The following is a 22,977-nucleotide window of genomic DNA, read 5'->3' as shown; positions in this document are numbered from 1 at the left end:
CGAGTCTGGCGCGGGGCCTGACGTCTCCCCGACCCGATCAACAAGCAAGGCCCCGCTCCGCGAAGAGGAATCGGGAAACTCCCGCAAACCCCCACAGCCGTCCCGGCAGACTACGGAAGGTAGAGCCATGACCACCGCGACCGGCAGCACCATCACGATCATCTCGTTCGGCTACCTGCACGGCGCGCCCCCGGCCGACGCTCACCTCACCATCGACCTGCGCCACCACTTCCGCGACCCCCACGTCAGCCCCGAGCTGCGCTACATGACCGCCCACGACGCCCCGGTCCGCGCCGCGGTCATGAACACCCCCGGCATCAAGCAACTGCTCGCCGGGACCGCCGCCGCCGTCAACGGCTTCCTCGCCGGGCCGTCCAGCACCAGCCTCACGATCGCCGACGGCTGCGCTGGCGGCCGCCACCGCGCCGCCACCTTCGCCCTCGCGCTCCGAGCCGTCCTCACCAGCGACATCGCCAGCGCCGCCGAACTGGGCGTCGAGGACCTGGCCCAGCAGTACTCCGGCCGCGGCCTGGCGGTGCGCCTCGTCCACCGCGATCTCGATAAGAACGTCGTCGATCGCTGAACCCTCACGACGGAAGGCCGCTCACATGGTCTCTCGCGGCCGGCGCGCGATGGGAAATTGTTCCCGCTCGCCCCGGACGGAGACCGATCCCCCGCTGGCGGTGGGCTGGGCCCGATGTCGGAGGGAAGCGAGACACTGGTGACCATGGACGACTCGGAACAGCAGGACGGCGACGAAGACGAAGTGCGGGATGACGACAGAGCCGCGACGACCAGCGGCGTGCGGCCGATCGTCCACCCGCTCCTTCGGAACTACGATCCGCTGGGGCCCTTGCGGGCACAGATGGCCAGCATCAACCGCATGTGGCAACAGCCGGTGTTGGAGGCGGCACGGAAGAACTCCGTGATCGGGGTGGCGATGGCGAGCTCCGCCAAGGCGCAACTGAGCATCTTCAACTCTGCGCGGATCCCCGGAATGGCGGGCCAGTCCGTGCTGTCGAAGAGCGTGTTGGACACGATGGCGGCCTTTGTCGCCGTCAAGCCGCAGCTGACGTTCCTGAACTCCAACTACGCGCGCCTCGCCGCGATCACCGGTCCGCCGTTTTGGTCAAAGGGCGTGCTGGACGCGGCTGCCGCGGCCCGGCAGTACTCCTTCCTCGAAGGCGTGCGGGCGGCCACGGCCAAGTCGCAGCTGAGCATTCTCAGCTCGGTGCGGTTGTTCGAGCGGAATTGGGCGTCGTCGTACACCTCGCCGCTAAGCGCGATCGCTCTGCAGACAGTCTCGTTTCCGTCATCGCTGCATCAGATCGCCGGACAGATCGGCCGGGTATTCACCGAGGACTTGCTCAGCAGGTTCGATGCGCTCCGCGGGCTGTTCAGGGAGTGGCTGCCCGACAACCTGCGCGACATCGACGCTGACTTGTGGTTGTGGTTGTTGCGCATCTGCGCGAAGGACGGTACCTGCCTGGCCTGGGCACCGCGTGCGGGGATCGTCGCGGACCTCCTGGCTCTGCGCCGATCCGCGGACCGGCGGCACTACCTGATCGAGCGCCGCCTCGAGATAGTGGAGGATGTCGAAGCCAGCCTTGAGGAGGTCGACCACCCCGACCTGCTCGCCCACCGGGAGTTCACGCTCCAGGCTGCCGCCTGCGTCCGCAGTGGCCACGACGCGGCTGCGCAGGCTCTGCTCGCCAACGTCCTGGACACCGTCATGCGCGAACACGGCCACGCCTGGCTGCGCAGCTACTTCCCCCAGGCGACGTTCACCGGCGCTGGCAGCCACAAGATGATCGCCGGAGCACACGGCACCCACACGGGAGGGGCAGAGCTACGAATGCTGGCTCCGTACCTCCTGGTCAACGCACTGAAGAACGTGTTCTTGAACGGCGTCGACCGCCAGCACACTTTCAACCGCCATCTAGGCGCACACCGTGCCTCCGCTGATTCCTACCGCAGCGAGTTCGCCTTCGCAGCCCTGCTCAACGCCCAGGCGCTGCTGCGCCTCATAGACCGCTACCTGTACGCCTGAGCGGCGCTGTTCCACCTGGCGAGGCCAGCCGGGCGCCGGCCAGTGCCAGTCCCGGCGGATGCAGAGACCGCTGTGGGAGCGTACCGAGGACACTCAACGCCTCTTATTGAACCGGCACGCCATCCTCACCGGCTGATTCAGGCCATAGCACCCTGGCTCAGGCGGTGGCAGCACCGTATGCATCGACGGGCGGCGGCAGGGTACGCAGGCGCTCTCGGAAGTCAGCGACATTCTCGGCGGGCCGGGCCGCGAGTAGTCCATCCAGGCGCCCCAGCCGGGTACGGGCGGTCGCGCGCAGTCGGCTCGCCGGGAGCTGCTCAAGGACATCCAAGGCCCGCTGCGCAGCGTCGGACGGCTGTTCGGAAGCTTCCGCCTGGGCGAGCACGAGCGTGGCGGCAGCCCACCCGGGGGTGCCAGGCGTGCACGCGGCCGCAGAGACCTCGGCGCGTGCACGGGATTGGTCGGTGCGCCCGAGCACCAGGTGCGCCTCGGCCTGGTGCAAGGCGAGTTCCGCCTCGTCGAACCCGAACCGGCCCGGCGCTTCGCCGACGGCATCGGCCTCGAGTTCGGTCAGCGCCACGTCCAGGGCAGTGCTCGCCTCCCGATCGCGGCCCTGCTGGGCGAGGGTGGGCAACAGGGCCCAGGCATACAACTGCGCCCGGACCAGCCCGCCCGGGGCCGCTGCCGCACCGCGTTCGGCGTAGGAGAACGCTGCGGTCAAGTTCCCGGTGCTGCGGGCCACCATGCTCTGCGCGCCGTACGCCCACGCGGCGAGCGCCGTATCGCCGCACCGGTTCGCGTACGCCACCGCGGTGCCCAGGTGAGTGCGCGCGCCGGCCGCGTCGTTCAGATGGAACGCAAGGTTACCCAGGAGCCCCGAGAGCCGGCCGACCTGCCGCTGCAGCTCAGTGCCCTCCCGGCCAGGTGAGAGCAGTCCCGCCAGCAGGGTGCGGGCCGCGCGGACCTCCCTGAACAGCACCGGTACGGGGTGCTTGCTGTAGTTCAAGTGGTAGTGGTCGGCCGCGGCTTCGGCGAGTTCGTCGACCAGCGGGCTACCTTCGGGCTCGGCCAGGAGCGCGAGCTGGAGTGACTCTCTGACCGACGGGAGCCCAGCATCGGTGGTCATCGGATCCGCCCCTTCCTGCCGGCCGGATGCGGCGACGCCGGCGTCGTGGCGACCGTACCCGATCACCTCCGCTGTCCATGCCGACAACTGCCGTACACGCCCCAGCAGGCCCAGCTGTCCGGGCTGGGCCCGGTAGGCGCGGCACAGCATCACCGCATATTCCTGCCCGGGCCAGTCGTCCGGGTCGTGTTCCCACCGGCACAGCATCGACTCCGATAAGCCCGGCGGCAGGAGCCCGTCCGCGACGTACAGCTCACCGATCTGAGCGATGGTGTCGGCTCTTGACCAGCCCAACGCCATCCGCCATGCCTCGAGTTCGGTGACCTCCGGGAGCTCCTCGCGGATCGCCGAGGCGATGTGGTCGATGGTGAAGCCGGAACGCTGGCTGCGCTTCCGGATCAGTGCGGATTCCCGCGCGATGGCAGCGCGTCGCGAGCGGGTGATTGCGGCGGCCATGGCACCCCCGTCCAACCGGTCCTGAGCCCTTCACGGTAGCCGAGGATCACCCGCTCCGGCAGGACGAAAACGCGTATTGCGGCAAGCCGCAATCTGGGCTCTGAGCAGGCGCAATGACCTCCCTTCAGGGGGCGGGTGACGCTGTTTGCACACCGCCCGGCCCGGGCGGTGACACCTCCGGAACGGGAGGAGGGACGCCATGTCGTACGACCACTGATCGCCATCGCACTCCCCACGTCCGTTCGTCTCGGCCGCTGGCGTCTGCCGGCGGCCGGGATCGTTCCCGAACCCCTAATACGAAGGCGAGGACATGGCAGTGATGCCAACCTGCTCAGCGCCCTACGACCCGCTGGACGACACCACGCTCATCGACCCCTATCCGGTCCTCGCAGCGCTGCGCACACAGGCGCCGGTGGCCTGGCACGAGGGAATGGGATGCTGGCTGATCACCCGGTACACCGACTGCGTTCGCGTGCTGCGTGACCACGAGCACTTCGCCCGGGACCCCAGGCGCCTGGGCCGTACTGTGCCCGCGTCGTCGTTGAGCGTGCAGGTCCTCGACCCGCCGCATCAGGCCACGGTGCGGTCGCGGTTCCTGGGCGCACTGCACGCGCAGGACCTGGCGGCGCTGCAGGAGCGCGCCAGCCGGGACATCGGGGCCCGGCTGGACCGTCTCGCCTCTCAGCCGACCTGGGAGGTCATGGGCGAGCTCGCCCAGCCCGTTGCCCTGGCCGCCATCGCCGATCTGCTCGGGGTCACCCCGCCATCCCTCAGCGAGTGGGCACCCGTGTCCGACACGATCATGCGCAGCATGGACGGCGGCCTGAACCGCGAGCTGATCGAGCCGGGCCGTCAGGCCAAACAGTGCCTGAGCGACCTGGTGGAGTCCTGGTTCAACGACAGCGGCCGCCCCACCGGCCTGCTCGGACACGTCCGCGCTCGAACAGACGCGGCCGACTCCGAGCTCGAGCAGTACATGAGGCACACCGCCCGCGTGATGTTCCAAGGCGGCTACAGCACCCTGGCCGCGGCGATCGGCAACGCCCTCGACACCCTGGCCCGCCACCCCGACGCCCAGCACGCGCTGCGGGCGGCGCCCCAGCTGCGTGCCACCGGCGTGGACGAACTGGTCCGCTACGACGGCCCCGTACAGGGGACCACCCGCCTGGCCTCCGCCGACGTCACGTTCGACGACATCACGATCCGGCGCGGCGACGCGGTGACGGTGCTCTTCCAGGCGGCCAACCGCGACCCCGACTACTTCGAGCACCCGGACGAGCTGCTCCTGGACCGCTCACCGAATAGGCACCTCGGCTACGGCTGGGGAACCCACGCCTGCCTGGGCACCACCGTCGCCCAGCGCGTCCTTCTCGCCCTCGTCGACGCCCTCGCCGACCACCCGCGCGTCCTGCGGCCAGCCGGACCCGCACGGCGCCGGCGCACCGCCACCATGCGGGCCTTCGACGACCTGCCCGTCACCCTCCAGCCCTGACCCCCGTCTTTCGCGCCATTGGGAGCACGCGTTGAGGATCATCATCGGTAATCACATCGACCCCGCTATCCGTGACCGGCGCGACCTGCGGGCGTGGACGCAGCGCGCCCTGTGGGGGGCCCGCGACGGCGACCTGGTCGTCCTGTGCGCCCCGCCCGACCCAGGCTTCCTGCAGTACGCGACCAAGCTGACCGGCACCGACCCGAACCGGCTGCACCTCATCGTGCCGCCGCCCGGCCAGTTCGGCGGCCGACTGCTCGACCCGCAGATGCTCACCCACCCCGACACCCTTCACCAGGTGCAGGCCGTACTCGCCGAGCGCGCAGGCGCCGGAGCGGTGGAGGAGGTCTGGGCGCTGTGGCCGTCGGCGTCCGTCGCCCGCTTCGCCGCCGCGCTCGACCTGACCGAGCAGTTGCCCGGCGCCGGCTTCCTCGCCCAGGGCGGCGGTGAACTCGTCAACAACAAGACGGTGTTCAGGATGCTCGCGGCCGCGGCCGGGGTCCCGGTGGCGGCCGGCACCGTCGTACGGGACCCCGGCGAGGCCACCACCGCCACCCTGTCTCTGCTGCACAACAGCGGGGCGGTCATGGTCAAGCAGGCCCACAACGGGGCCGGCGTCGGCAACGAACTCCTCGTCGCCGACCCCTCCCTGCCCACCGGCCACGCCGGCGCCCGCCACCAGCACCACCTCGACCGCAGCGACCTTCCCGCCGCGGCGGCCGCGTACTGGCGCGAGCGCTGGACCTGGGCCTCAGCCGACGGCCGCTTCCCCGTCGTAATCGAAGAGTTCGCTCCCGATGCCCGCACCGTCTACTGCGAACAGCACCTCACCGACACCGGCGCCCACCCCACCGAGATGGGGGAACTGCGCTACGTCGACCGACGCCTCAGCCACGAGAGCGTCCCACTGCGCGACCTCGAGCCGACGGTGCGCGAGCAGCTGCTGGACGGCTCCGACCGCCTCGCCCACACCTACCGAGCCATCGGCTACCGCGGCCGCATCAGCACCGACGCGATCGTGCAGCCCGACGGACGGCTGCTGTTCACCGAGGTCAACGCCCAGATCAGCGGCTCATGGCACATCTACGAAGTCTTCGCCCACCACATCGTCCACGCCAACGATGCTCCCGAGCGCACCGTCACCGAGTCCCACGTCCCGCCGCACTGGACCGTGCCGGACGGCCCCACCTTCCACCGCGCCCTCGCCGACCTCGAGCTCGCCTACACCCCCGCCACCCGCACGGGCGTGATCGTGTCGATGCCCATCGTCGACCACCCCACAGGCGGCGGCGCCCAGTTCACCTTCTCCACCGTCCACGCCAGCCCGGCCGGCCACGCCGCGATCTGGCAGGCCCTCGAGGACCGCTTCGCCGCCACCCGCCGCGCGGCGGCCTGACCCGCGAAAGGCACCCCCAGATGACCACCCTCACCGCACGGCCCGCGCCGGCCGCGCGCCTCAGCCCCGTCCTCAACACGGACCGTCTGACCCGCGACCTCACCGCAGTCACCGAACACGAGTGGGAGCGCCAGCGCACCCACCACGCCGGCGGAAGCATCGGCCCGGACACCCCCACCGACTGGCGCGTCCTGCCGCTGCGCAGCCCCGGCGGCGACCCGGACCGCACCGACCCCGGAGGCCCCGGCCCCGACACCTACGCGCCCACCCACTGGCTCGAGCAGATGCCCTACCTGGCCGAGATCCTCCAGCAGATCCCGGCACCGCTGAACGCCGTACGGCTGCTGGCCCTCGGCCCCAGCGCCGCCTCCCAACCCCACCGCGACCCCAAGTACCAGCTGGAACGGGGCATGGTGCGCCTGCACATCCCGATCGTCACCCACCCCGGCGCGGTCCTCATCCTCGACGGCACCGAACACCGCTGGCAGCCCGGCACCCTCTGGTACGGCGACTTCTCCCGCGAACACATGGTCCGCAACACCGGCCCCGTCCGACGGGTCCACGCCGTCATCGACGCACTGTTCACCCGCGACCTCGCCGCACTCTTCCCCACCGAGTGGCAAGAACAACTCGCCGACACCGACGTGCTGTTCAACCGCCCACCCGCCCCCGCACCCCACCGGCCGGCCCACCCACTGCCCGCTGTCCTGCGCTTGCCGTCCGGGTTCACCGACTTCCGTCAGGACACCCCGCTGGACGGCCCCACCACAACCGTCCGGCTCACCGAGCACGGCGACGGGCTCACCCTCACCGCCGGCGAGCGCACCTTCGCCCTCATCCACGTCGCCGGCAGCGAGTACCGCTACGCCGGATGGAGCGAGCAGCGCACCCTCCAGCTCGGCTCCGACCACGCCGTGATCCACGCCCGGCACGGACGGGCCGTCACCAGCCAGCACATTCCCTTCCCCACCACCAGCGCCGACGCATGAAGGACGCAACCATGCCGCTGAACAGCTACGACGACTTCACCCCCCTGAGCGAGATCGTCGTGGGATCCGCCGCCCACTACCTCGGTCACGACCGCGACGTCACCTTCGAACTCTTCTTCCACGAGGCCCTCGACGGCTACCGCTCCGACTGGGCCTACCCGCGCCTGGTCGCCGGCGGCAGCGGGCAGGCGGAGCACTGGGCGATCAGCAAGCAGTACGCCGAAGAACTCCACGAGGACGTCGAGAACCTCGCCGCCACCCTCACCGACCTCGGCATCAGCGTGCACCGACCGCTTCCCCTGCCCAAGAACGCCAAGCCGATCAGCGGGCTGGGCTGGCATGCCGCACCGACCCCCGCCCTGAACATCCGCGACAACACCCTCATCCTCGGCGACGAGATCATCGAGACAGCGCCCGCCATCCGCAGCCGCTATCTCGAGACCCGGCTGCTGACCCCCGTCTTCCAGAGCTACTTCGACGCCGACGCCCGGTGGTCGACGATGCCCCGGCCCACCCTCACCGACGCCTCCTTCGACCTGTCCTACGCCCGGGACGCCGCCACCACCCTCGGAGGGCCCACCGAGCCGATCACCGACCCGCAGCCCAGCCCGTACGACGTCGGGTTCGAGATGATGCTGGACGGCGCCCAAGTGCTGCGCCTGGGCCAGGACCTGATCGTCAACGTCGCGCAGGCCAACCACCAGCTCGGCGTCGACTGGCTGACCCGGCACGTCGACGGCCGCTTCCGCGTGTGGCCCGTGCACCGCATGGCCGACAACCACATCGACTCCATGCTCCTGGCCCTCAAACCGGGGGTGTTCCTGGCCCGGCACGCCGGGCTGCGGGAGATGCTGCCCGCCCCATTCCAGAAGTGGCAGTTCATCGTGCCGCCCGAGCCCGAGCCCGGACAGTTCCCCGTCTACTCCGACGAGGACCTCCTCCTCACCAGCCCCTACATCGACATCAACGTCCTGTCGCTGGACGAGGACCGCGTCCTGGTCAACGCCGACTGCACCGGCCTGATCAAGAAGCTGGAATCCGAGGGCTTCACCGTCATCCCGCTCCGCCACCGCCACCGCAGGTTGTACGGGGGTGGCTTCCACTGCTTCACCCTGGACACGCGCCGCGCCGGCGGGGCCGAGGACTACCGGTGACCACGCCCGTCATGCTGCTGGAGGCGGCCGGACCCGAGGCCCAGGCACTCGCCCGGGCCGCGGCCGCCTCCGGCCACACCGTGCACGCCGTCACCACCGCGACCGTCCACGCCGCCTACCCGCCTGAGCTCCACCAGCTCCTGGACGGCTGTCTGCTCACCGACTTCGCGCATCCCGATCACGCCCTGGCCGACATCACCGGCTACGCCCACCGGATTGGCGCGGCGGCGCTGCTCACCAGCAACGAGTACCTCACCCCGCTGTGCGCCCGCGCGTGCGCGGGCCTCGGCCTGCCCGGCAACGACGCCGACCGTGCCGTCGCCGCACGCGACAAGGCCGCCATGGCCCAAGCCCTCAAAGCCGCCGGCGTCACCATCCCCCGAACCCAAGCCATCACCGGCCCGGGCGAGCTGGACGCTCTGCACGCCACCGGGACGCTCCGCTACCCGTGCGTCATCAAGCCGGCCGACGGCGCCGGATCCAACGGCGTGACTGTGGTCACCGGCCCCGAGCACCTCCACCCGGCCTGGCTCGCCGCCCGGTCCGTGGAAACGATGTACGGGATGCCGCGCGAGGACGGTGTCCTGGTCCAGGACTACGTCGCCGGCCGCGAGTACAGCGTCGAGTCCGTCACCCAGGACGGCGCCACCACCCATCTGTGCATCACCCGTAAGCACGTCACGGCCAGCACCCACCGGGTCGAGGTGGGCCACAGCCTGCCGGCCCGGCTCCCGCCGGCCGCCGAAGCCATGCTGTACGAGCAGACGGAGAGGGCGATCGCCGCGGTCGGCATCCGCAACGGCGCCAGCCACACCGAACTGGTCCTCACCCCCGACGGCCGTTGCACCGTGCTGGAGATCGGCGCCCGCCTGGGCGCCGGGCACATCGGCGTCCTCATCCAGCACGCCCTGGGCATCGACTGCTGGCGGGCGCTGTGGGACATCGCCCTCGGCCACCCGCCCAAGGTCGCAGCACACTCCCGCCGTTACGCCACGGTCCGCTTCCTGACCAGCCCCGGCGCGGGCCGCCTCGTGGCCGTCGACGGCCTGCCCCAAACAGGGGAGCAGACCCCCGTCGTACACCTCCGGCACGCCGAGGGAGACCTCGTCGGCCCGGCCGTGTCCAACCGCGGCCGCCTGGGCTACTTCATCGTCACCGGCCGCGATCCCGCTGCCGTGGACCACCTGGCCGACCAGATCCTGCGCCAGATCACCGTCACCATCGACACGGGGAGCCCGGCATGACCCCAACGCCCACCCCTCGCGTGACCGCCGGGCCTGGCCATCAGACCACCAGCGCCGCGGAGTTCGACAGGATCTTCAGCAGCGCAGCCGACGTGAACGCCTTCAACGACGTGGTGCGCCAGGTCGACCCCGCCCTCCCCGAGGGCATCGAGCCGTTCTCCTTCCTGTGCTCTCACCTGCTGGACCACGTCCTGCACCACCTCAACCTGCACCCGCACCAGATGCTCGCGGACCTGGGCTGCGGCCGCGGAGGACCGGGCCTGTGGCTCGCCCGCCGTACGAACGCCACGCTGATCGGCATCGACTTCTCAGCGGTCGCCCTCGAACACGCCCGCGCCCGGGCCGCGGAGCACGCCGGCGACGCACAGTTCCTCCTCGCCGACTTCGCGGACTTGCCGCTCGACGACTCCTCCGTGGACCGCGCCGTCTCCCTCGACGCCCTGCAGTACGCCGACGACCGCATCGCTGCCGCCCGGCAGGTCCACCGGATACTGCGCCCGGCCGGCCGACTCGTCCTGACCGGCTGGCACCCCCGCACCCCCGGCGACCAGCGTCTACCGCTGCGGCACCGGAACACCCACTGGCCCCAGGTACTGCACGCTGCGGGCTTCCTCGCCATCGCGTGCCACGACGATCCCGTCTGGGACACCGCCTACCAGGCCATCTACCGGACTGCCCTGGCGATGAACACCGACGCGAACCCGGGGCTCGCCAGCCTGCAGGGCGAGGCCCGACGGAGGCTGGCGACGGCCCACCTGCTGCGACGGGTCGCCGTCACGGCAACGCGCAGCGATAGCTGAACGGCAGACCCAGCAGTTCCCATCAGGCCAGCTGGGCGAGAATGGCAGCCATGGAGTCGTACGTGTCGCGGACTCCGTCGACCTTGCCCAGGCGATGCCGCTCCAGCCGGATCGCACCCACATGGCGGGCCTCGTAGACGAGCGACCTCCAGCCAGCGGCCGGGGAGGTGTCGCGAGGCCCGTACGTGTCCCAGAACGCTGTGCGCTCGTCCTGCTTGGCACTGGCCATGCGGATGGTCCAGTCGGCCGCGGGGTCGCCGAACAGGGTGCGGTCCAGATCGAGCACACCCGTGATCACCGGTTCGGGTGCGTCGGTGGAAAGCATCGTGTTGACGGTCCACAAGTCCCCGGTGAGAAGGCGGGGGTCGCCGACGGCATCAAGCACGCCGCGCTGCTCGGCGGCGAGGTCAGCGGCCTTGCGTACGTCTGCGGCATCCAGGCCGGAGACGCTCAGATCGTCCGCGATGGCGCGCAGGGAGGCGAGAACGGCCGCACTCCAGGTGGGGAACCCGGGGCCCGCAACGGGGCCGAAGTGCGGGCCGCGCACGGAGTGCACGCGGCTGGTGATCTCGCCGAGTTGGGCGAAGAAGCCATGCCAGAGCGCACGGTCGTAGGCGCCGAGACGCTCGGGGGCCGGTGCGCCCGTGAGGTGGCTCTGCACCATCCAGTCCCGGCCGATGATCTCCTGCGACCAGTCAGCGAACAGTACCCGCGGAACCAGGGACGCGACCGTGGAGAGGTAGGGCGCGGTGACGTACTCGTTGCGCATGAGCTCCCACTCGGAGACGAACTGCCGCTCCGGGGCCGGGGCGATCCGCAGGATGACTGGCTCCTGAAGGCCTTCGGCGGTGATCCGGTACGTCGTGTTGTACATGCCGCCGCCCAGCTCCACCGCTGAGGTGACCCGCACGCCGGCGCCGAAGGCACGCCCACACATCTCCTGGATCTCTACTGCGGAGACGGGCTGCTGGAAGGCGGACGACTCGCGAGAGATTGAACGGAACTCCACGAAGGCTCCTCGTGTCCTGGCCGTGGGCGGGGGATGCAACCGCAGCCCAGTGTGTCGGCGATACACCAACCCCATGATGCGGATTTCTACTATGCATAGTCAAGTTATGCATTATTGAGGTGCGTTTGGCGCGCCTTGGCGGATCACAGCACGGCGCCTGGCCTGCCGATGAACTCCTGCAACACCCCACTTGCTCCAGCTCTCAAGGGAGCGGAAGCCTGCCACTAGATCCCGCGGTCGACGCACGGCTTGCTCTCGGCTGTGGGCGAGTGTTTCAGTGAGCCGGTCCGAGGAGGGGTGCGTGCGCTTCATCGTGCTGGACGCGGAGGAACGGCCACGGAGCCGGAGCAGGCAGCACGCCTGCCTTCTGGAACCGGTCGACCTGTCCGACGACGACTATCTGACGCTGTACCGCCTGTGGTTCGCCGACGGCACCGGATCAGTCGAGGAACTGGGGACGGTCAAGATCGGCTACTCGGACCTGGTTCGAGACGAGAGGCCACTCGGAAAAGGGGAGTTTCGTCAGCTGACGGGACTGGACCGCCGTCTGTACTGGTTTTCGCTCGGGCAGGACGCCGCCTACTACGAGAACATCAGCAGGCTCGGTCCGTCGGTTCGAATCGAGCTGCTTGAGGCGCTGTGCGACATCGCCTTCAGCCCCCAGGTTGCCGAAGACGCCGGGTACTGGGACGTGACGCAGACGTCGCTACAGCGCAGCGTCGAACCGCAGACCGTCGAGAACCAGTTCCGGCGCATCGCACGGGGCGGATCCCGGTTGACGGCGTATCACTTCGAATACGTGACGCCCGTTGACGACCAGGCGGAAAAGCCGGGAGAGGCATGGCGTCTGGCCTTCTCCGTCACTCCGCACTCCCGGCCACCGTCCAACATCCATGTACTGATCGGCCGTAACGGCGTGGGCAAGACAACGCTGCTGGGCAATATCAGCGAGGCGGTGGTGAACCCCCGTGCGGAGCCCGCTGACGTCGGGCAGGTCGTGTGGGCAGATGAAGGCACGGGATCGTTCACGAACGTCGTAGCCGTCACGTTCAGCGCCTTCGACCCGGCTCAGGAAGGCGGTGAGGCAGAAGCCGGCGAAGTAGAAGTCCGCGACGACGAACGCCATCCGCAGGTGAAGGGATGGGACGAAGCCAAGGATCTTCCCGGCGAGCAGACGCCACCGGCCGAGCCAGCCGAGCCAGCCGTCAAGTACACGTATGTGGGACTGGCCAAGGTCGATGTTCACGGCCGTCCTACGCGCGAACGCAAGTCGTACGACGACCTCAGCTCAGAATTCTGCAAGAGCATCGAGGAGATCCACGCAGCTGAGCGGATCGGTCGCTGGATAGCCGCGCTGGACGTGCTGAGCAGCGATCCGCACTTCTACGAGTCCCCCATCCACACCTTCGCCCGGGACTTGCTGGACCACTCCTACTCCCAAGACGCCAGAGACTATGCGCAGGAGATCTTCTCCTGGCTCAGCTCCGGGCACGCCATCGTGCTACTGACGATCACCCGGCTGGTGGAAACCGTCGCCGAGGGGTCTCTCGTCCTCTTGGACGAACCCGAGGCGCACCTGCATCCGCCGCTGCTCGCGTCCTTTGTCCGAGCGCTGTCCGACCTGCTCACAGACCGCAACGGCGTCGCCCTGATCGGCACCCACTCGCCCGTGGTCCTGCAGGAAGTCCCCCGTTCCTGCGTGTGGAAGGTCAGCCGCTGGGACCGTCACCCCCCACAGCGGCCCAGCCTGGAAACGTACGGGGAGAACGTCGGAGTTCTCACCCACGAGATCTTCGGACTGGAGGTCAGGCAATCCGGCTTCCACGCCGAGATCGCCCGGGCCGTCGACGAGCTGGGATCCTACGACCAGGTCATGGACCGCTTCCGTGGACAGCTTGGCGGGGAGGCAAAGGGACTGGTCCGCATTCTCCTGGCGCACCGGGATGCGGACGGACTCCGCTGATGTGGCCCCTCGAACCACCCGCTCTGTCCGCCCGGGACAGCTATGACACATGTGTACGCGGCACCAGGGATGTACAACGACGCGGTCAGCTGCTGACGGCCGGCGACAGCGTGGAGGCCGCAGGCGAGCGTTTCCGGCAGGCGGCACGGCAGGGGACCCTGCACGAACTGGACAGCCAAGAGTTCACCGTGCCGGGCATCGCCCCCGGCGACCTGGTGCGCTGGGTCTACGACAACGGCATGGTCGGTTCCAGGGACGGACGGGCCGTCTATGAGCGGATCCTGGGTGGCGCGCCGGACGAAAGGTGTCCCCTGTGCGGGCACGGGGTGGTCCGTACTCTGGACCACTTCCTGCCCAAAAGGATGTTTCCTGCGCTATGCGTAGACCCGCTGAACCTGGTGCCGGCCTGCGCCGATTGCAATCACATCAAGGGTGAACGCCTTCCGGCAGATGCAGAGACCACCCCGTTACACCCGTACCTGGACCGGATAGACCAGGACTCCTGGCTGGATGCCCAGGTCACGCACAGCAGTCCCGTGTGGCTGGACTTCTTCGTCAGCCCCCCATCCAGCTGGGCGCACATCCTCATCGAGCGGACCCGGTACCACTTCACACTGTTCGGATTGGCCAGGCTCTTCGCCGTCCAGGCCAACCGCACGGTGAACAACATCCGCCGCCAGCTGACTGTGATGCTCGATGCCGGCGGCAAGGACACAGTGCGCGCCTACCTGACGGACGAAGCCGAGACACGCCTCGCGGACCGGCTCAACGGATGGGAGGGAGTCACCTACCGGGCCCTGGCACGCGACGACGCCTTCTGCAGCGGCGCATTCGAACTCTGACCCAACGAGGCGCTGCCCTGGGCTCTGGCCCGGGTGTGGAGGTGCCTGCGTCGGGGTGGCCGCACTGGCTGGAGCCGCTCCCTCACCGTGGCAGTCCGGGGCGCACGTCAGGGACTGTCGCCCTACGCTGAAGGCCCGCAGGAGGTCCTGGTGCCGCCTTTCGCTCTGCCCGTCCCGCTCTGGCCCGCGCGGTCACTGCCGTGCCCGAGTCGCCGGGCTGGACGCTCGAGCCCAAGTGGGACGGCTGGAGATGCCAGATTCACACCGCGACCCGTCGGGTGTGGAGCCGGCACGGCACGGATTTGTCCCGCCCGTTCTCCGACGTCGCAGACGCTGCCGCTGGCCTGCCCGACGCCGTCCTCGACGGTGAGCTCGTCGCGGTCCTCGACGACGGCTCCGGCGTGGCCTTCGACCGGCTGCAGAGCCGGGCCGGCCGCCGTGGCCCGCGGCCCGGTGCCGACTTCACCGTCCATGTCGCGCTCTTCGACGTCCTCGCCGTCGGCGATACCGACTGGCGGCCGCGCTCGTATGCCGAGCGCCGCACCGAGCTGCTGCGTCTCCTCGAGGACGGCCCGGCCACCCTGCGCGCGGTGCCCACCACGGAAGACCGTGGGCAAGCCCTCGAGTGGGTCGGAGCACTTGCGGGCGTGGAAGGCCTGGTGGGCAAGCGAACCGACGCACCATACGCCGCCGGCCTCGCCTCGGGCTGGGTGAAGTGGCGCGAGCGCCACACCACCGAAGCCGTGGTCATCGGGGTGACCGGCAGGTCGCCGGCGGCGCAGGCCCTGGTGCTGGGCCGGCCGGCGGGCGGCCGGATGCGGGCGGTTGGAGTGAGTCTGCCGCTCGCTCAGCATGTCCGCCTGGCCGTGGCGCCGCTCTTGCATGCATCCGGTGAGGAGATGCGCGAGTTGCCGGGCACGGTGGGCGGGCTGCCCGGAGCGGACCCGGTGCGCTTTTTTCCGGTTAAGCCCGAAGTAGTGGTCGAGATCGAGGTAGATCAGTCACGGTTGGAATTCGGCCGGTATCGACATCGCCCGCGTGTTCGACGCGTGCGCGGCGATCTTCGGTCGGAGATGCTCGACGAGGGGAACTGACCGAATGCGCCACCGACGGCCCCGGCTGTGAGTTCCCTGACCGGTATTCGCGAAGGTACCCATGGGTGCATACTCGGGGTATGGCTGACACCACCGTGAAGGTCGACTCCGAGACCAGGGACCGGTTCGCTGCGGTAGCCGCAGCCCGCGGGCAGAGCGTGCGCGCGTACCTGGCCGAGCTGGCCATAGAGGAAGAGAACCAGATCAAGCTGAGTAAGGCGACGGCTGTGTTCCGCGAGATCATCGCCCGGCCCGGCTTGGCCGAGGCATTCGACGAGGCCTTCCCTGACGACGCCCCGGCCCGGCGAAGCACCGCGGGGCGAGCGGCCTGACCCTTGGAACTGCATATCGACATCCGGTGGCTCCTCGACCGACAGGAAGAACTGCTCGGTAAGGAACTCGGGGTCCGGGACTACTCAGGCCTGGTGGCCGCCGTCGCCCGGCACCGAGTGAACACACCACAGCTGGAGATGGGCGAACCCGACGCCTACTGGCGGGCTGCCGCCCTGCTTGAGCAACTGGTCCTGCTACGCCCTTTGCCGGGCCGCAACGCCTACTTCGCGTATGGCGTGGCAGTGGCGTACATCCGGGCCTCCGCGGAGGAGATCGACGACTCCTTCGAGCCGTGGCGGGACCTGATCACCGACATTCGCTCGCTACGGCTCACCGTCTACGACATCGCCGACCGCCTGCGTTCCTGGGGCAGCACCGGCTGAACCGTACGGGACGGGCGAGCGGGAACAGTTGGCGTCCGACCCGAGACGCTTGGGTGCGATACGAGCACCGAACCGTCCTGACCACAGACATGCGACGCCCGGCCTGTACAGAACAGGACGGGCCTCGCATGTCCCGCGTTGTACGGAGCCGAATCAGGCGCTGACCTTCTCCTGCGTACGCTCCAGCACCCACTCCGGGGCTGATGCCAGGGACGTGAGCATCTCCAGTGCGGCACACGCATCGCCAAGGGCACGGTGCCTGCCACCCAGCGGCAGGAAGTCGCGTATACCCTCCCAGACGGAGCGCCGACGCATGATGCACCCCCACTGATCCTTCGCCCGAAGGTGCTGCGGATCCGCCTCCACCCTCAGACAGTCCCCCACGATGACCGTCTTGTCATACTCCGCGTTGTAGGCAAGGATCTTCCGCCCGGCGGTGACACGCAGTACCTCCGGCAGCACCTGGTCCCAGGTCGGCGCGTCCGCGACCATCGCGTCACTGATCCGGTGAACGTCGAAAGCATCCTCGGTCACCGGGATCTGCGGGTTGACCAGGCTTTCCAGCAGCACCTCGCCGGTGGCCGCGTCGACCACAGCGACCTCCATGACCCGGCCCCACAGGTCGTGCGTCTCGGTGTCCAGCACGCAGGCCACGCCCGGCTGCAGCATCCGCCGCGCCCAGTGGATGGCCTTGCCCTGCGCGCTGAGCAACTGGATGCCGTCCGCGAAGCGGGATGCGACCGGGTTGCCGGCGAGCAGCGCGGCGACGTCGTCCGGTGACGGGCTGCCGTCCAGGCCCGGCTCCCAGTCGATCAGCCAGCGGTTGTCCAGGTTGGCGAATCGGGCCCAGACCGGCAGGCCGAACCTCTCGCGCAGCTCGTCGACGAAGGCGCGGACGACGGCGGCCCGCTGCGGCGCCAGCTGGGCGAAGGCACGCAACGGGGAGGGCCGGCCGGGCTTGGTCGCCCGCACCGCCTCCCAGTCCACCCCGGGGATGTCCTTGAGTGCGTTCAGGTCCCCGACCCGGTACATCGGCACGTCAACGACCTTCTGGTGGCCGTGCCCGCCTGACCACACCGTGCGGCGCACGTGGCTGACCGGTGCCAGCCACCCGGCCTCAATGCAGTACTCCAGGTCCCGGCGCCGGATCTCCAGGTGCTGGGCCGCCAGCTCCGGGCCCAGTATCCGCGCGGCCAGGATGTCCGCCCCCAGGTCCTCGTTGTCGGCGAGCCGCTCGACGTCCTCCAGCGCCCAGCGGCCGAACCGGCCCGGCGCGATGCCCTGCTCCTCGGCGGCCTTCTCGAACTCTGCCACCTCCCAGCCGCACCGGCCGGCGGCTTCATCGGTACGAGCCGAGGCTTGAAGCCAGGCGACCCGCTCGGCCGCGATCTGCTCGAGCGCCGCGCACATCTGTGGTGTGGGGGAGGTCAGCTGCCGCTCGTCATACAGCGGATAGTCCCCGAACTCGCCGACGCACTCCAGCAGGCCCCGCTCAGCCAGCTGCTCGACGTCGCACGCCCACACCTCCAGCTTCCGATCACCGAGGTCCGGCGCCTGCGCCAGCATCTGCGCCCCGCGCTTCGCGCCGTAGCCGGGGTGCGTGCCGAGCACTTCGACGATCCGGTCGCGGCGCGCCTGGACGTCGTCAGCCTGCTCATCCGACCATCGGCCCGAGTCCAGGGCCGGCGCCGGAATGAGCCCCTTGGACTGCCCCCGCTCGACCTGCCACTGGGCCAGGCCCGCGTGGTTGGCCAGCTGGACGGGGCCGAATCCCTTGCGTCGTCCCATCACGTGTCCCTTCTCTGGTCGCTCCGCTCTTGGGGAACAGAACATGACAGAATGCCTGAAAGGCTGTCAATACATGCTGAAATAAGGCTAGTTGGCGCAATGCACTTAGAGCTGCGCACGCGTACGTGAGGGAAAAATCACCCAGTCGGAGTCGTCTCCCAGCCCTGGCAGGACCCTCCCCGTGGCGACGAGACGAGATCTGGGCGGTCGCACAGAGCGGGGCGGCGCCCGTCCCGCGAACGGGTGAAGCCCGCGCGCCCCACTCGTGACCTGGGATCTCACGCGCTACGATGCTCGAACAAAGATTCGAAACTAGGGGGAGCGGTGCATCACGTAGCGGGCCGAAGGGGGCAGGAGATGGGAGGCGCGCCATGGGCGGGTTTACCCACCTCAACGCCGTCTCCGGGTTCTCCACCCGCTACGGCGCCGCCCACCCCGAGCAGCTCGTCCAGCGCGCCGCCGAACGCGGCATGACCGCCTTGGCCCTGACCGACCGCGACGCTGTCACCGGCGCCGTCCGGTTCGCGCAGGCCGCGCTCGACCATGGCATCCGGCCGATCTTCGGCATCAACCTGGCCGTCGCCCCGCTCGCCCCGGCCCCCGTGCAGCGCCTGCGCACCCCGGTCCGCGGCGGCGCCCACGTGTTTGAGCCGCCCCACCGCGTCGTCCTGCTCGCCCAGTCCCGAACCGGCTGGGCCCGGCTGTGCCGGCTGACCTCAGCCGCCCACGCCCACGACGACGGCCCGCCCCTGCTGACCTGGGACGACCTGCAGCAGCACGCGGGGGAGGGGCTGACCGTCCTGCTCGGCCCCGCCTCCGAACCTGTCCGCGCCCTGGCCGCCGGCCGAGGCGACCTCGCAGAACACCTCCTCGCCCCCTGGCGGCAGCTGCCCGGCATCCAACTGCGTCTGGAAACCTGCTGGCTCGGCCTGTCCGGCACCGGACCCGGCTCACTGCGCCTGGCCGCCCGCACCCTCACCCTCGCCGACCAGCAGGGCATCCCGGCCGTGCTGACCAACGCCGTCCGCTACGCCGATGCCGGCCAGCACCGCCTCGCCGATGTCCTGGACGCCGCCCGCCTGCTGCGCCCCATCGACCGCCGGCACCTCGACTCCGGCGAGCGCTGGCTGAAGGACCCGCCCGCCATGGGCGAGATCGCCCGCCGGATCGCCGCGGCCGCCGGCCACGGCGACGACCGCGCGGCCCGCCTGATGGCGGATACCGCTGCAACGGCCGAGGCTTGCGCCGTCGACCCCGTGCAGGATCTCGGCCTGGGCCGTCCCCACTTCCCCGAACCCGCCGTCGTCGGCGCCACCGGAGGCCCCGACCACGCCGCCCGCCTGCTGCGCGAGCGCGCCGAGGCCGGCCTCATCCGCCGCGGCCTCGACCGCGATCCCCGCGCCCGCCAGCGACTGGAGGAAGAGCTCGCGGTCATTCGCACGCTCAAATACGACACCTACTTCCTCACCGTCGCCCAGGTCGTCGCCGACGTCCGCGAGCTCGGGATCCGGGTCGCCGCCCGTGGCTCCGGCGCCGGCAGCATGGTCAACCACACGCTCGGTATCGCCACCGCGAATCCGCTGGACTTCAACCTGCTCTTCGAGCGCTTCCTGTCGGTGCGCCGCGCGAGCCTGCCGGACATCGACATCGACGTCGAGTCCGCCCGGCGGCTCGAGGTCTACGACCGCATCATCGAACGGTTCGGCACCGAACGCGTCGCCGTCACCGGCATGCCGGAGACCTACCGCGCCCGCCACGCCCTCCGGGACACGGGCCTGGCCCTCGGGATCGCCCCGTACGACGTGGACCGGATCGCCAAGTCCTTCCCGCACATCCGGGCCGCCGATATCACCGCAGCGCTCGCCGAACTCCCCGAACTCCGCCAGCTCGCCGCCGAGGCCGGCCGCTACCGGCTTCTGTTCGAACTCGCCGAAGGCCTCGACGCCCTCCCGCGTGGCCTGGCCATGCACCCTTGTGGCGTCATCGTCTCCGACGCCACCCTCCTTAACCGGCTGCCCGTCCAGCCCACCCCCGGCGGCTACCCCATGGTCCAGATGCCGAAGGAAGGGGTCGAGGATCTGGGGCTGATCAAGCTGGACGTGCTCGGTGTACGGATGCAGTCCGCGATGGCCCACGCCGTCACCGAGATCGAACGCGCAACTGGCGCCCGCATCGATCTCGACGACCCCCAACAAGTCCCCCTGGATGACCACTTCGCGTTCAAGCTCATCCAGGACGCCCAGACCCTGGGCCTCTTTCAACTCGAGTCACCTGGCCAGCAGGACCTCCTGTCGAGGCTGCAGCCGCGCAACGTCGCCGACGTCATCGCCGACATCAGCCTCTTCCGCCCCGGCCCGGTCGCCGGCGGCATGCCCGAGCAGTACATCGCCGCCCGACACGGCGCCGCCCCCACCTACCCCCACCCCGACCTCGAGCCGGTACTCGCCGATACCTACGGGGTCGTCATCTGGCACGAACAGATCATCGAGATCATCGCCACGCTCACCGGCTGCGACCGCGCCCTGGCCGAAGTCGCCCGCCGCTGCCTCGCCGACCCCGACCGGCTGCCCCGCCTACGGGACTGGTTCCACCGCACCGCCGCCGCCCGCGGCTACACCCCCGACGTCCTCACCCACGTCTGGAAGATCATCGAAGCGTTCGGGGCATACGGCTTCTGCCGCGCCCACGCCGTCGCCTTCGCCGTCCCCGCCCTGCAGTCCGCCTGGCTCAAAGCCCACTACCCGGCGTTCTTGCTGGCCGGCCTCCTCGAACACGACCCCGGCATGTGGCCCAAGCGGGTCCTCATCCAAGACGCTCGCCGTCGCGGCGTCGCCGTCCTGCCCGTCGACGTCAACCACTCCAAGATCACCCACACCGTCGAACGCGCTCCCGACGGCACCTGGGCGGTCCGCCTCGCCCTCTCCGGCGTCCGCGGCATCCACACCGACGAGGCCGAGCGCATCGCCGCCGGCCAGCCCTACGCCTCGCTGTCCGACCTGTGGCAGCGCGCCCGCCCCAACCGGCCCACGGCCGAACGCCTCGCCCAGGCCGGCGTCCTCGACAGCCTGCGCGGCAACCTGACCCGCCGCGACCTGCTGCTGCAGATCACCGAACTGCACCGCCAGTACCGCGGCCGCCCCCTCGGCGACGGACAACTCCCCATCACCCTCACCGACCAGCACGCCGCCACCCCGTCCGGGCTGCCCGAGATGACCAGCCGCGAAGCCCTCAACGCGGAACTGCACATCCTCGGCGTCGACGTCAGCCGCCACCTGATGGACCACCACCATCAGCTGCTCCGCGAACTCGGCGCCACCGACGCCGCCCACCTGAAGCGACTGCGCCCCGGCCAGCAGGTCCTCGTCGCCGGCGTCCGCGCCTCCACCCAGACCCCGCCCATCCGCTCGGGCAAACGGATCATCTTCGTCACCCTCGAAGACGGCTCAGGCCTCGTCGACCTGGCCTTCTTCGAAGACTCCCACCAGGCATGCGCTCACACGATCTTCCACAGCGGACTCCTCCTCGTCCGCGGCAACGTCCAGCGCCGCGGCGAACGCAACACCGTCACCGGCTCGATGGTCTGGGACCTCGAGCAACTCGCCGCCACCCGCCGCGACCACGGCCCCGAAGCCGTCCAGCGCCTCCTCGGCACCGACGCCAACGTCCCGCCGGCCCCGCGCACCGAACCGCACCGCACCATCACCCACGAAACCGGCGCCGCCCTCCACCCCTGGGCCGACCTCCAGCCCGCCGGGCAGCGCGCCGCCGACCTCACCAAACTCGGCCACACCAGCCCCGGAAGCGCCGGGTGAGCACCATGACCCACCAGCGCGCCATCCTGCGCATCCACTTCCACCACAGCGGCAACGAGGACCTCTACCACCAGCTACTGACCGTCCTCGACGGGATCTCCCCCCGCTGGCAGGCCCAACCCCCGACCGCCGCCGACCACGACATCACCGGCGCGCTGAAGTACTTCGACCGCCACCCCCGCGACCTGGCCCAGCTCATCGCGCTCCGCGCCGCCGCCCTGTACGGCACCCAGACCACCATCGGCGGCGGCAACTCGATCCTCATCGCCGCCATGGCCGCCGACGCCACCCCACCCGGCCGCATCACCATCATCGACCCCACCCCGGACGCGATCGCCGCCTTCCTCAACCCCCGCCCCGTCCACGCCCTGCCCGGCATCGGCCCCGCCACTGCCACCCTCCTGACCCGCCACGGCCTGCACACCATCGGCGCCCTCGCCGACACCCCACTGCTCACCCTGCAGCGCCTTCTCGGCAAGACCACCGGCCGAGAAGTCGCCGACCGAGCCCGCGGCCACGACCCCCGCCCCGTCACCCCAGGCACCGCCCCCGCCTCCCGCTCCGCCCGCCACGACTTCACCCACGACGAACTCGACCCCGGCCAACACCGCCGCGCCATCGTCGCCCTGGCCGAACAACTCGGCGCCGACCTCCGCCACACCCACGACGCCGCCGGCACCCTCACCCTCGACGTCCGCTACGCCGACCGCTCCCACACCACCCGCACCCGCACCCTGCCCGAAGCCACCAACCACTCCGCCGCCCTCACCCACGCCGCCCACCGCATCTACGACCACCTCGGCCTCCAGCGAGCCCGCGTGCGCACCATCACCCTGCGCGCCTCCGCACTGCGCCCCGCAACCGCCGCCCACCACCAGCTCCTCCTCGACGCGAGCGACGACAAAGCACGCCGCATCGAGCAGGCGGCCGACGCCGCCCGCGCCCGCTTCGGACCCGACGCCGTGTTCCCGGCCTCCCTGGCCTCATCGCCGTGAACCGCCCAACGCCCGGCCGCGCACTACTTCCCCGCATCCCGGGCAAGCCCC

General features: G+C 70.2%; 18 protein-coding genes. 15 read left to right on the top strand and 3 right to left on the bottom strand.

Annotated features, from left to right (window positions below; genetic code table 11):
- Positions 1-127 precede the first annotated feature (127 nt).
- Both ACZ60X_RS36205 and ACZ60X_RS36200 read left to right on the top strand, forming a co-directional pair.
- The gene (locus ACZ60X_RS36205; RefSeq protein ID WP_469607980.1) at positions 128-583 is read left to right on the top strand and encodes a RapZ C-terminal domain-containing protein; all 456 of its coding nucleotides are present in this window, start codon (positions 128-130) and stop codon (positions 581-583) included.
- Between the two features lie 144 nt (positions 584-727).
- A complete protein-coding gene (locus ACZ60X_RS36200) occupies positions 728-2,050 on the top strand; it encodes a hypothetical protein (RefSeq protein ID WP_469607978.1) in 1,323 nt (440 codons plus the stop codon).
- 157 nt (positions 2,051-2,207) lie between these two features.
- Here the strand turns inward: ACZ60X_RS36200 and ACZ60X_RS36195 are convergent, their stop codons facing one another.
- A complete protein-coding gene (locus ACZ60X_RS36195) occupies positions 2,208-3,632 on the bottom strand; it encodes a Twin-arginine translocation pathway signal (protein WP_469607976.1) in 1,425 nt (474 codons plus the stop codon).
- Between the two features lie 310 nt (positions 3,633-3,942).
- Between ACZ60X_RS36195 and ACZ60X_RS36190 the strand changes: the two genes are divergently transcribed.
- Genes ACZ60X_RS36190 through ACZ60X_RS36165 form a run of 6 tightly spaced genes read left to right on the top strand, consistent with a single transcriptional unit; the run spans position 3,943 to position 10,707 of the window.
- Positions 3,943-5,124, top strand: coding sequence for a cytochrome P450 (locus ACZ60X_RS36190; protein WP_469607973.1), 1,182 nt, complete (start codon positions 3,943-3,945; stop codon positions 5,122-5,124).
- Positions 5,125-5,155: 31 nt separating this feature from the next.
- A complete protein-coding gene (locus ACZ60X_RS36185) occupies positions 5,156-6,520 on the top strand; it encodes a preATP grasp domain-containing protein (RefSeq protein ID WP_469607971.1) in 1,365 nt (454 codons plus the stop codon).
- Positions 6,521-6,540: 20 nt separating this feature from the next.
- Entirely contained in the window at positions 6,541-7,509 is a 969-nt protein-coding gene (locus ACZ60X_RS36180) for an aspartyl/asparaginyl beta-hydroxylase domain-containing protein (protein ID WP_469607968.1), read from the top strand.
- A complete protein-coding gene (locus ACZ60X_RS36175; protein ID WP_469607966.1) occupies positions 7,506-8,663 on the top strand; it encodes a glycine amidinotransferase in 1,158 nt (385 codons plus the stop codon). Before ACZ60X_RS36180 ends, ACZ60X_RS36175 begins: the two co-directional genes overlap by 4 nt.
- The gene (locus ACZ60X_RS36170; RefSeq protein WP_469607962.1) at positions 8,660-9,907 is read left to right on the top strand and encodes an ATP-grasp domain-containing protein; all 1,248 of its coding nucleotides are present in this window, start codon (positions 8,660-8,662) and stop codon (positions 9,905-9,907) included. The genes ACZ60X_RS36175 and ACZ60X_RS36170 overlap by 4 nt, the downstream gene beginning before the upstream one ends.
- Positions 9,904-10,707 carry a class I SAM-dependent methyltransferase gene (locus ACZ60X_RS36165; protein WP_469607959.1) on the top strand — a complete coding sequence of 268 codons (804 nt, stop codon included), beginning with the start codon at positions 9,904-9,906 and terminating at the stop codon, positions 10,705-10,707. The genes ACZ60X_RS36170 and ACZ60X_RS36165 overlap by 4 nt, the downstream gene beginning before the upstream one ends.
- 22 nt (positions 10,708-10,729) lie before the next feature.
- On the opposite strand, the gene ACZ60X_RS36160 is transcribed toward ACZ60X_RS36165, so the two are convergent.
- Positions 10,730-11,716: a phosphotransferase family protein gene (locus tag ACZ60X_RS36160; RefSeq protein ID WP_469607957.1), complete on the bottom strand. Its 987-nt coding sequence runs from the start codon at positions 11,714-11,716 to the stop codon at positions 10,730-10,732.
- A 301-nt stretch (positions 11,717-12,017) separates the two neighbouring features.
- Here ACZ60X_RS36160 and ACZ60X_RS36155 point away from each other — a divergent pair, with 301 nt between their 5' ends.
- The 5 genes from ACZ60X_RS36155 (at position 12,018) to ACZ60X_RS36135 (ending at position 16,331) form a co-directional block, all read left to right on the top strand.
- Complete coding sequence (locus ACZ60X_RS36155) at positions 12,018-13,679, top strand: AAA family ATPase (RefSeq protein WP_469607954.1); 1,662 nt, start codon at positions 12,018-12,020, stop codon at positions 13,677-13,679.
- Positions 13,679-14,521, top strand: a complete 843-nt coding sequence (locus tag ACZ60X_RS36150) for an HNH endonuclease (protein ID WP_469607952.1) — start codon at positions 13,679-13,681, stop codon at positions 14,519-14,521. Before ACZ60X_RS36155 ends, ACZ60X_RS36150 begins: the two co-directional genes overlap by 1 nt.
- Before the next feature lie 200 nt (positions 14,522-14,721).
- The gene (locus ACZ60X_RS36145) at positions 14,722-15,615 is read left to right on the top strand and encodes an ATP-dependent DNA ligase (RefSeq protein ID WP_469607950.1); all 894 of its coding nucleotides are present in this window, start codon (positions 14,722-14,724) and stop codon (positions 15,613-15,615) included.
- An 80-nt stretch (positions 15,616-15,695) separates the two neighbouring features.
- Complete coding sequence (locus ACZ60X_RS36140; RefSeq protein ID WP_469607948.1) at positions 15,696-15,947, top strand: antitoxin MazE7; 252 nt, start codon at positions 15,696-15,698, stop codon at positions 15,945-15,947.
- 3 nt (positions 15,948-15,950) lie between these two features.
- Positions 15,951-16,331, top strand: coding sequence for a toxin Doc (locus ACZ60X_RS36135; protein WP_469607945.1), 381 nt, complete (start codon positions 15,951-15,953; stop codon positions 16,329-16,331).
- Positions 16,332-16,484: 153 nt separating this feature from the next.
- Here the strand turns inward: ACZ60X_RS36135 and ACZ60X_RS36130 are convergent, their stop codons facing one another.
- Positions 16,485-18,119 carry a 3'-5' exonuclease gene (locus ACZ60X_RS36130; protein WP_469607942.1) on the bottom strand — a complete coding sequence of 545 codons (1,635 nt, stop codon included), beginning with the start codon at positions 18,117-18,119 and terminating at the stop codon, positions 16,485-16,487.
- A 371-nt stretch (positions 18,120-18,490) separates the two neighbouring features.
- Here ACZ60X_RS36130 and ACZ60X_RS36125 point away from each other — a divergent pair, with 371 nt between their 5' ends.
- Both ACZ60X_RS36125 and ACZ60X_RS36120 read left to right on the top strand, forming a co-directional pair.
- On the top strand, positions 18,491-21,931 hold the full coding sequence (locus ACZ60X_RS36125) for a DNA polymerase III subunit alpha (RefSeq protein WP_469607939.1): 3,441 nt from the start codon (positions 18,491-18,493) through the stop codon (positions 21,929-21,931).
- 5 nt (positions 21,932-21,936) lie between these two features.
- On the top strand, positions 21,937-22,926 hold the full coding sequence (locus ACZ60X_RS36120; protein ID WP_469608253.1) for a DNA polymerase Y family protein: 990 nt from the start codon (positions 21,937-21,939) through the stop codon (positions 22,924-22,926).
- The last annotated feature ends 51 nt before the right edge of the window (positions 22,927-22,977 follow it).

Source organism: Streptomyces sp. NPDC104106 (assembly GCF_055584345.1).
The sequence above is the reverse complement of the archived record's forward strand: the minus strand, read 5'-3'. Positions and strand labels throughout refer to the sequence as shown.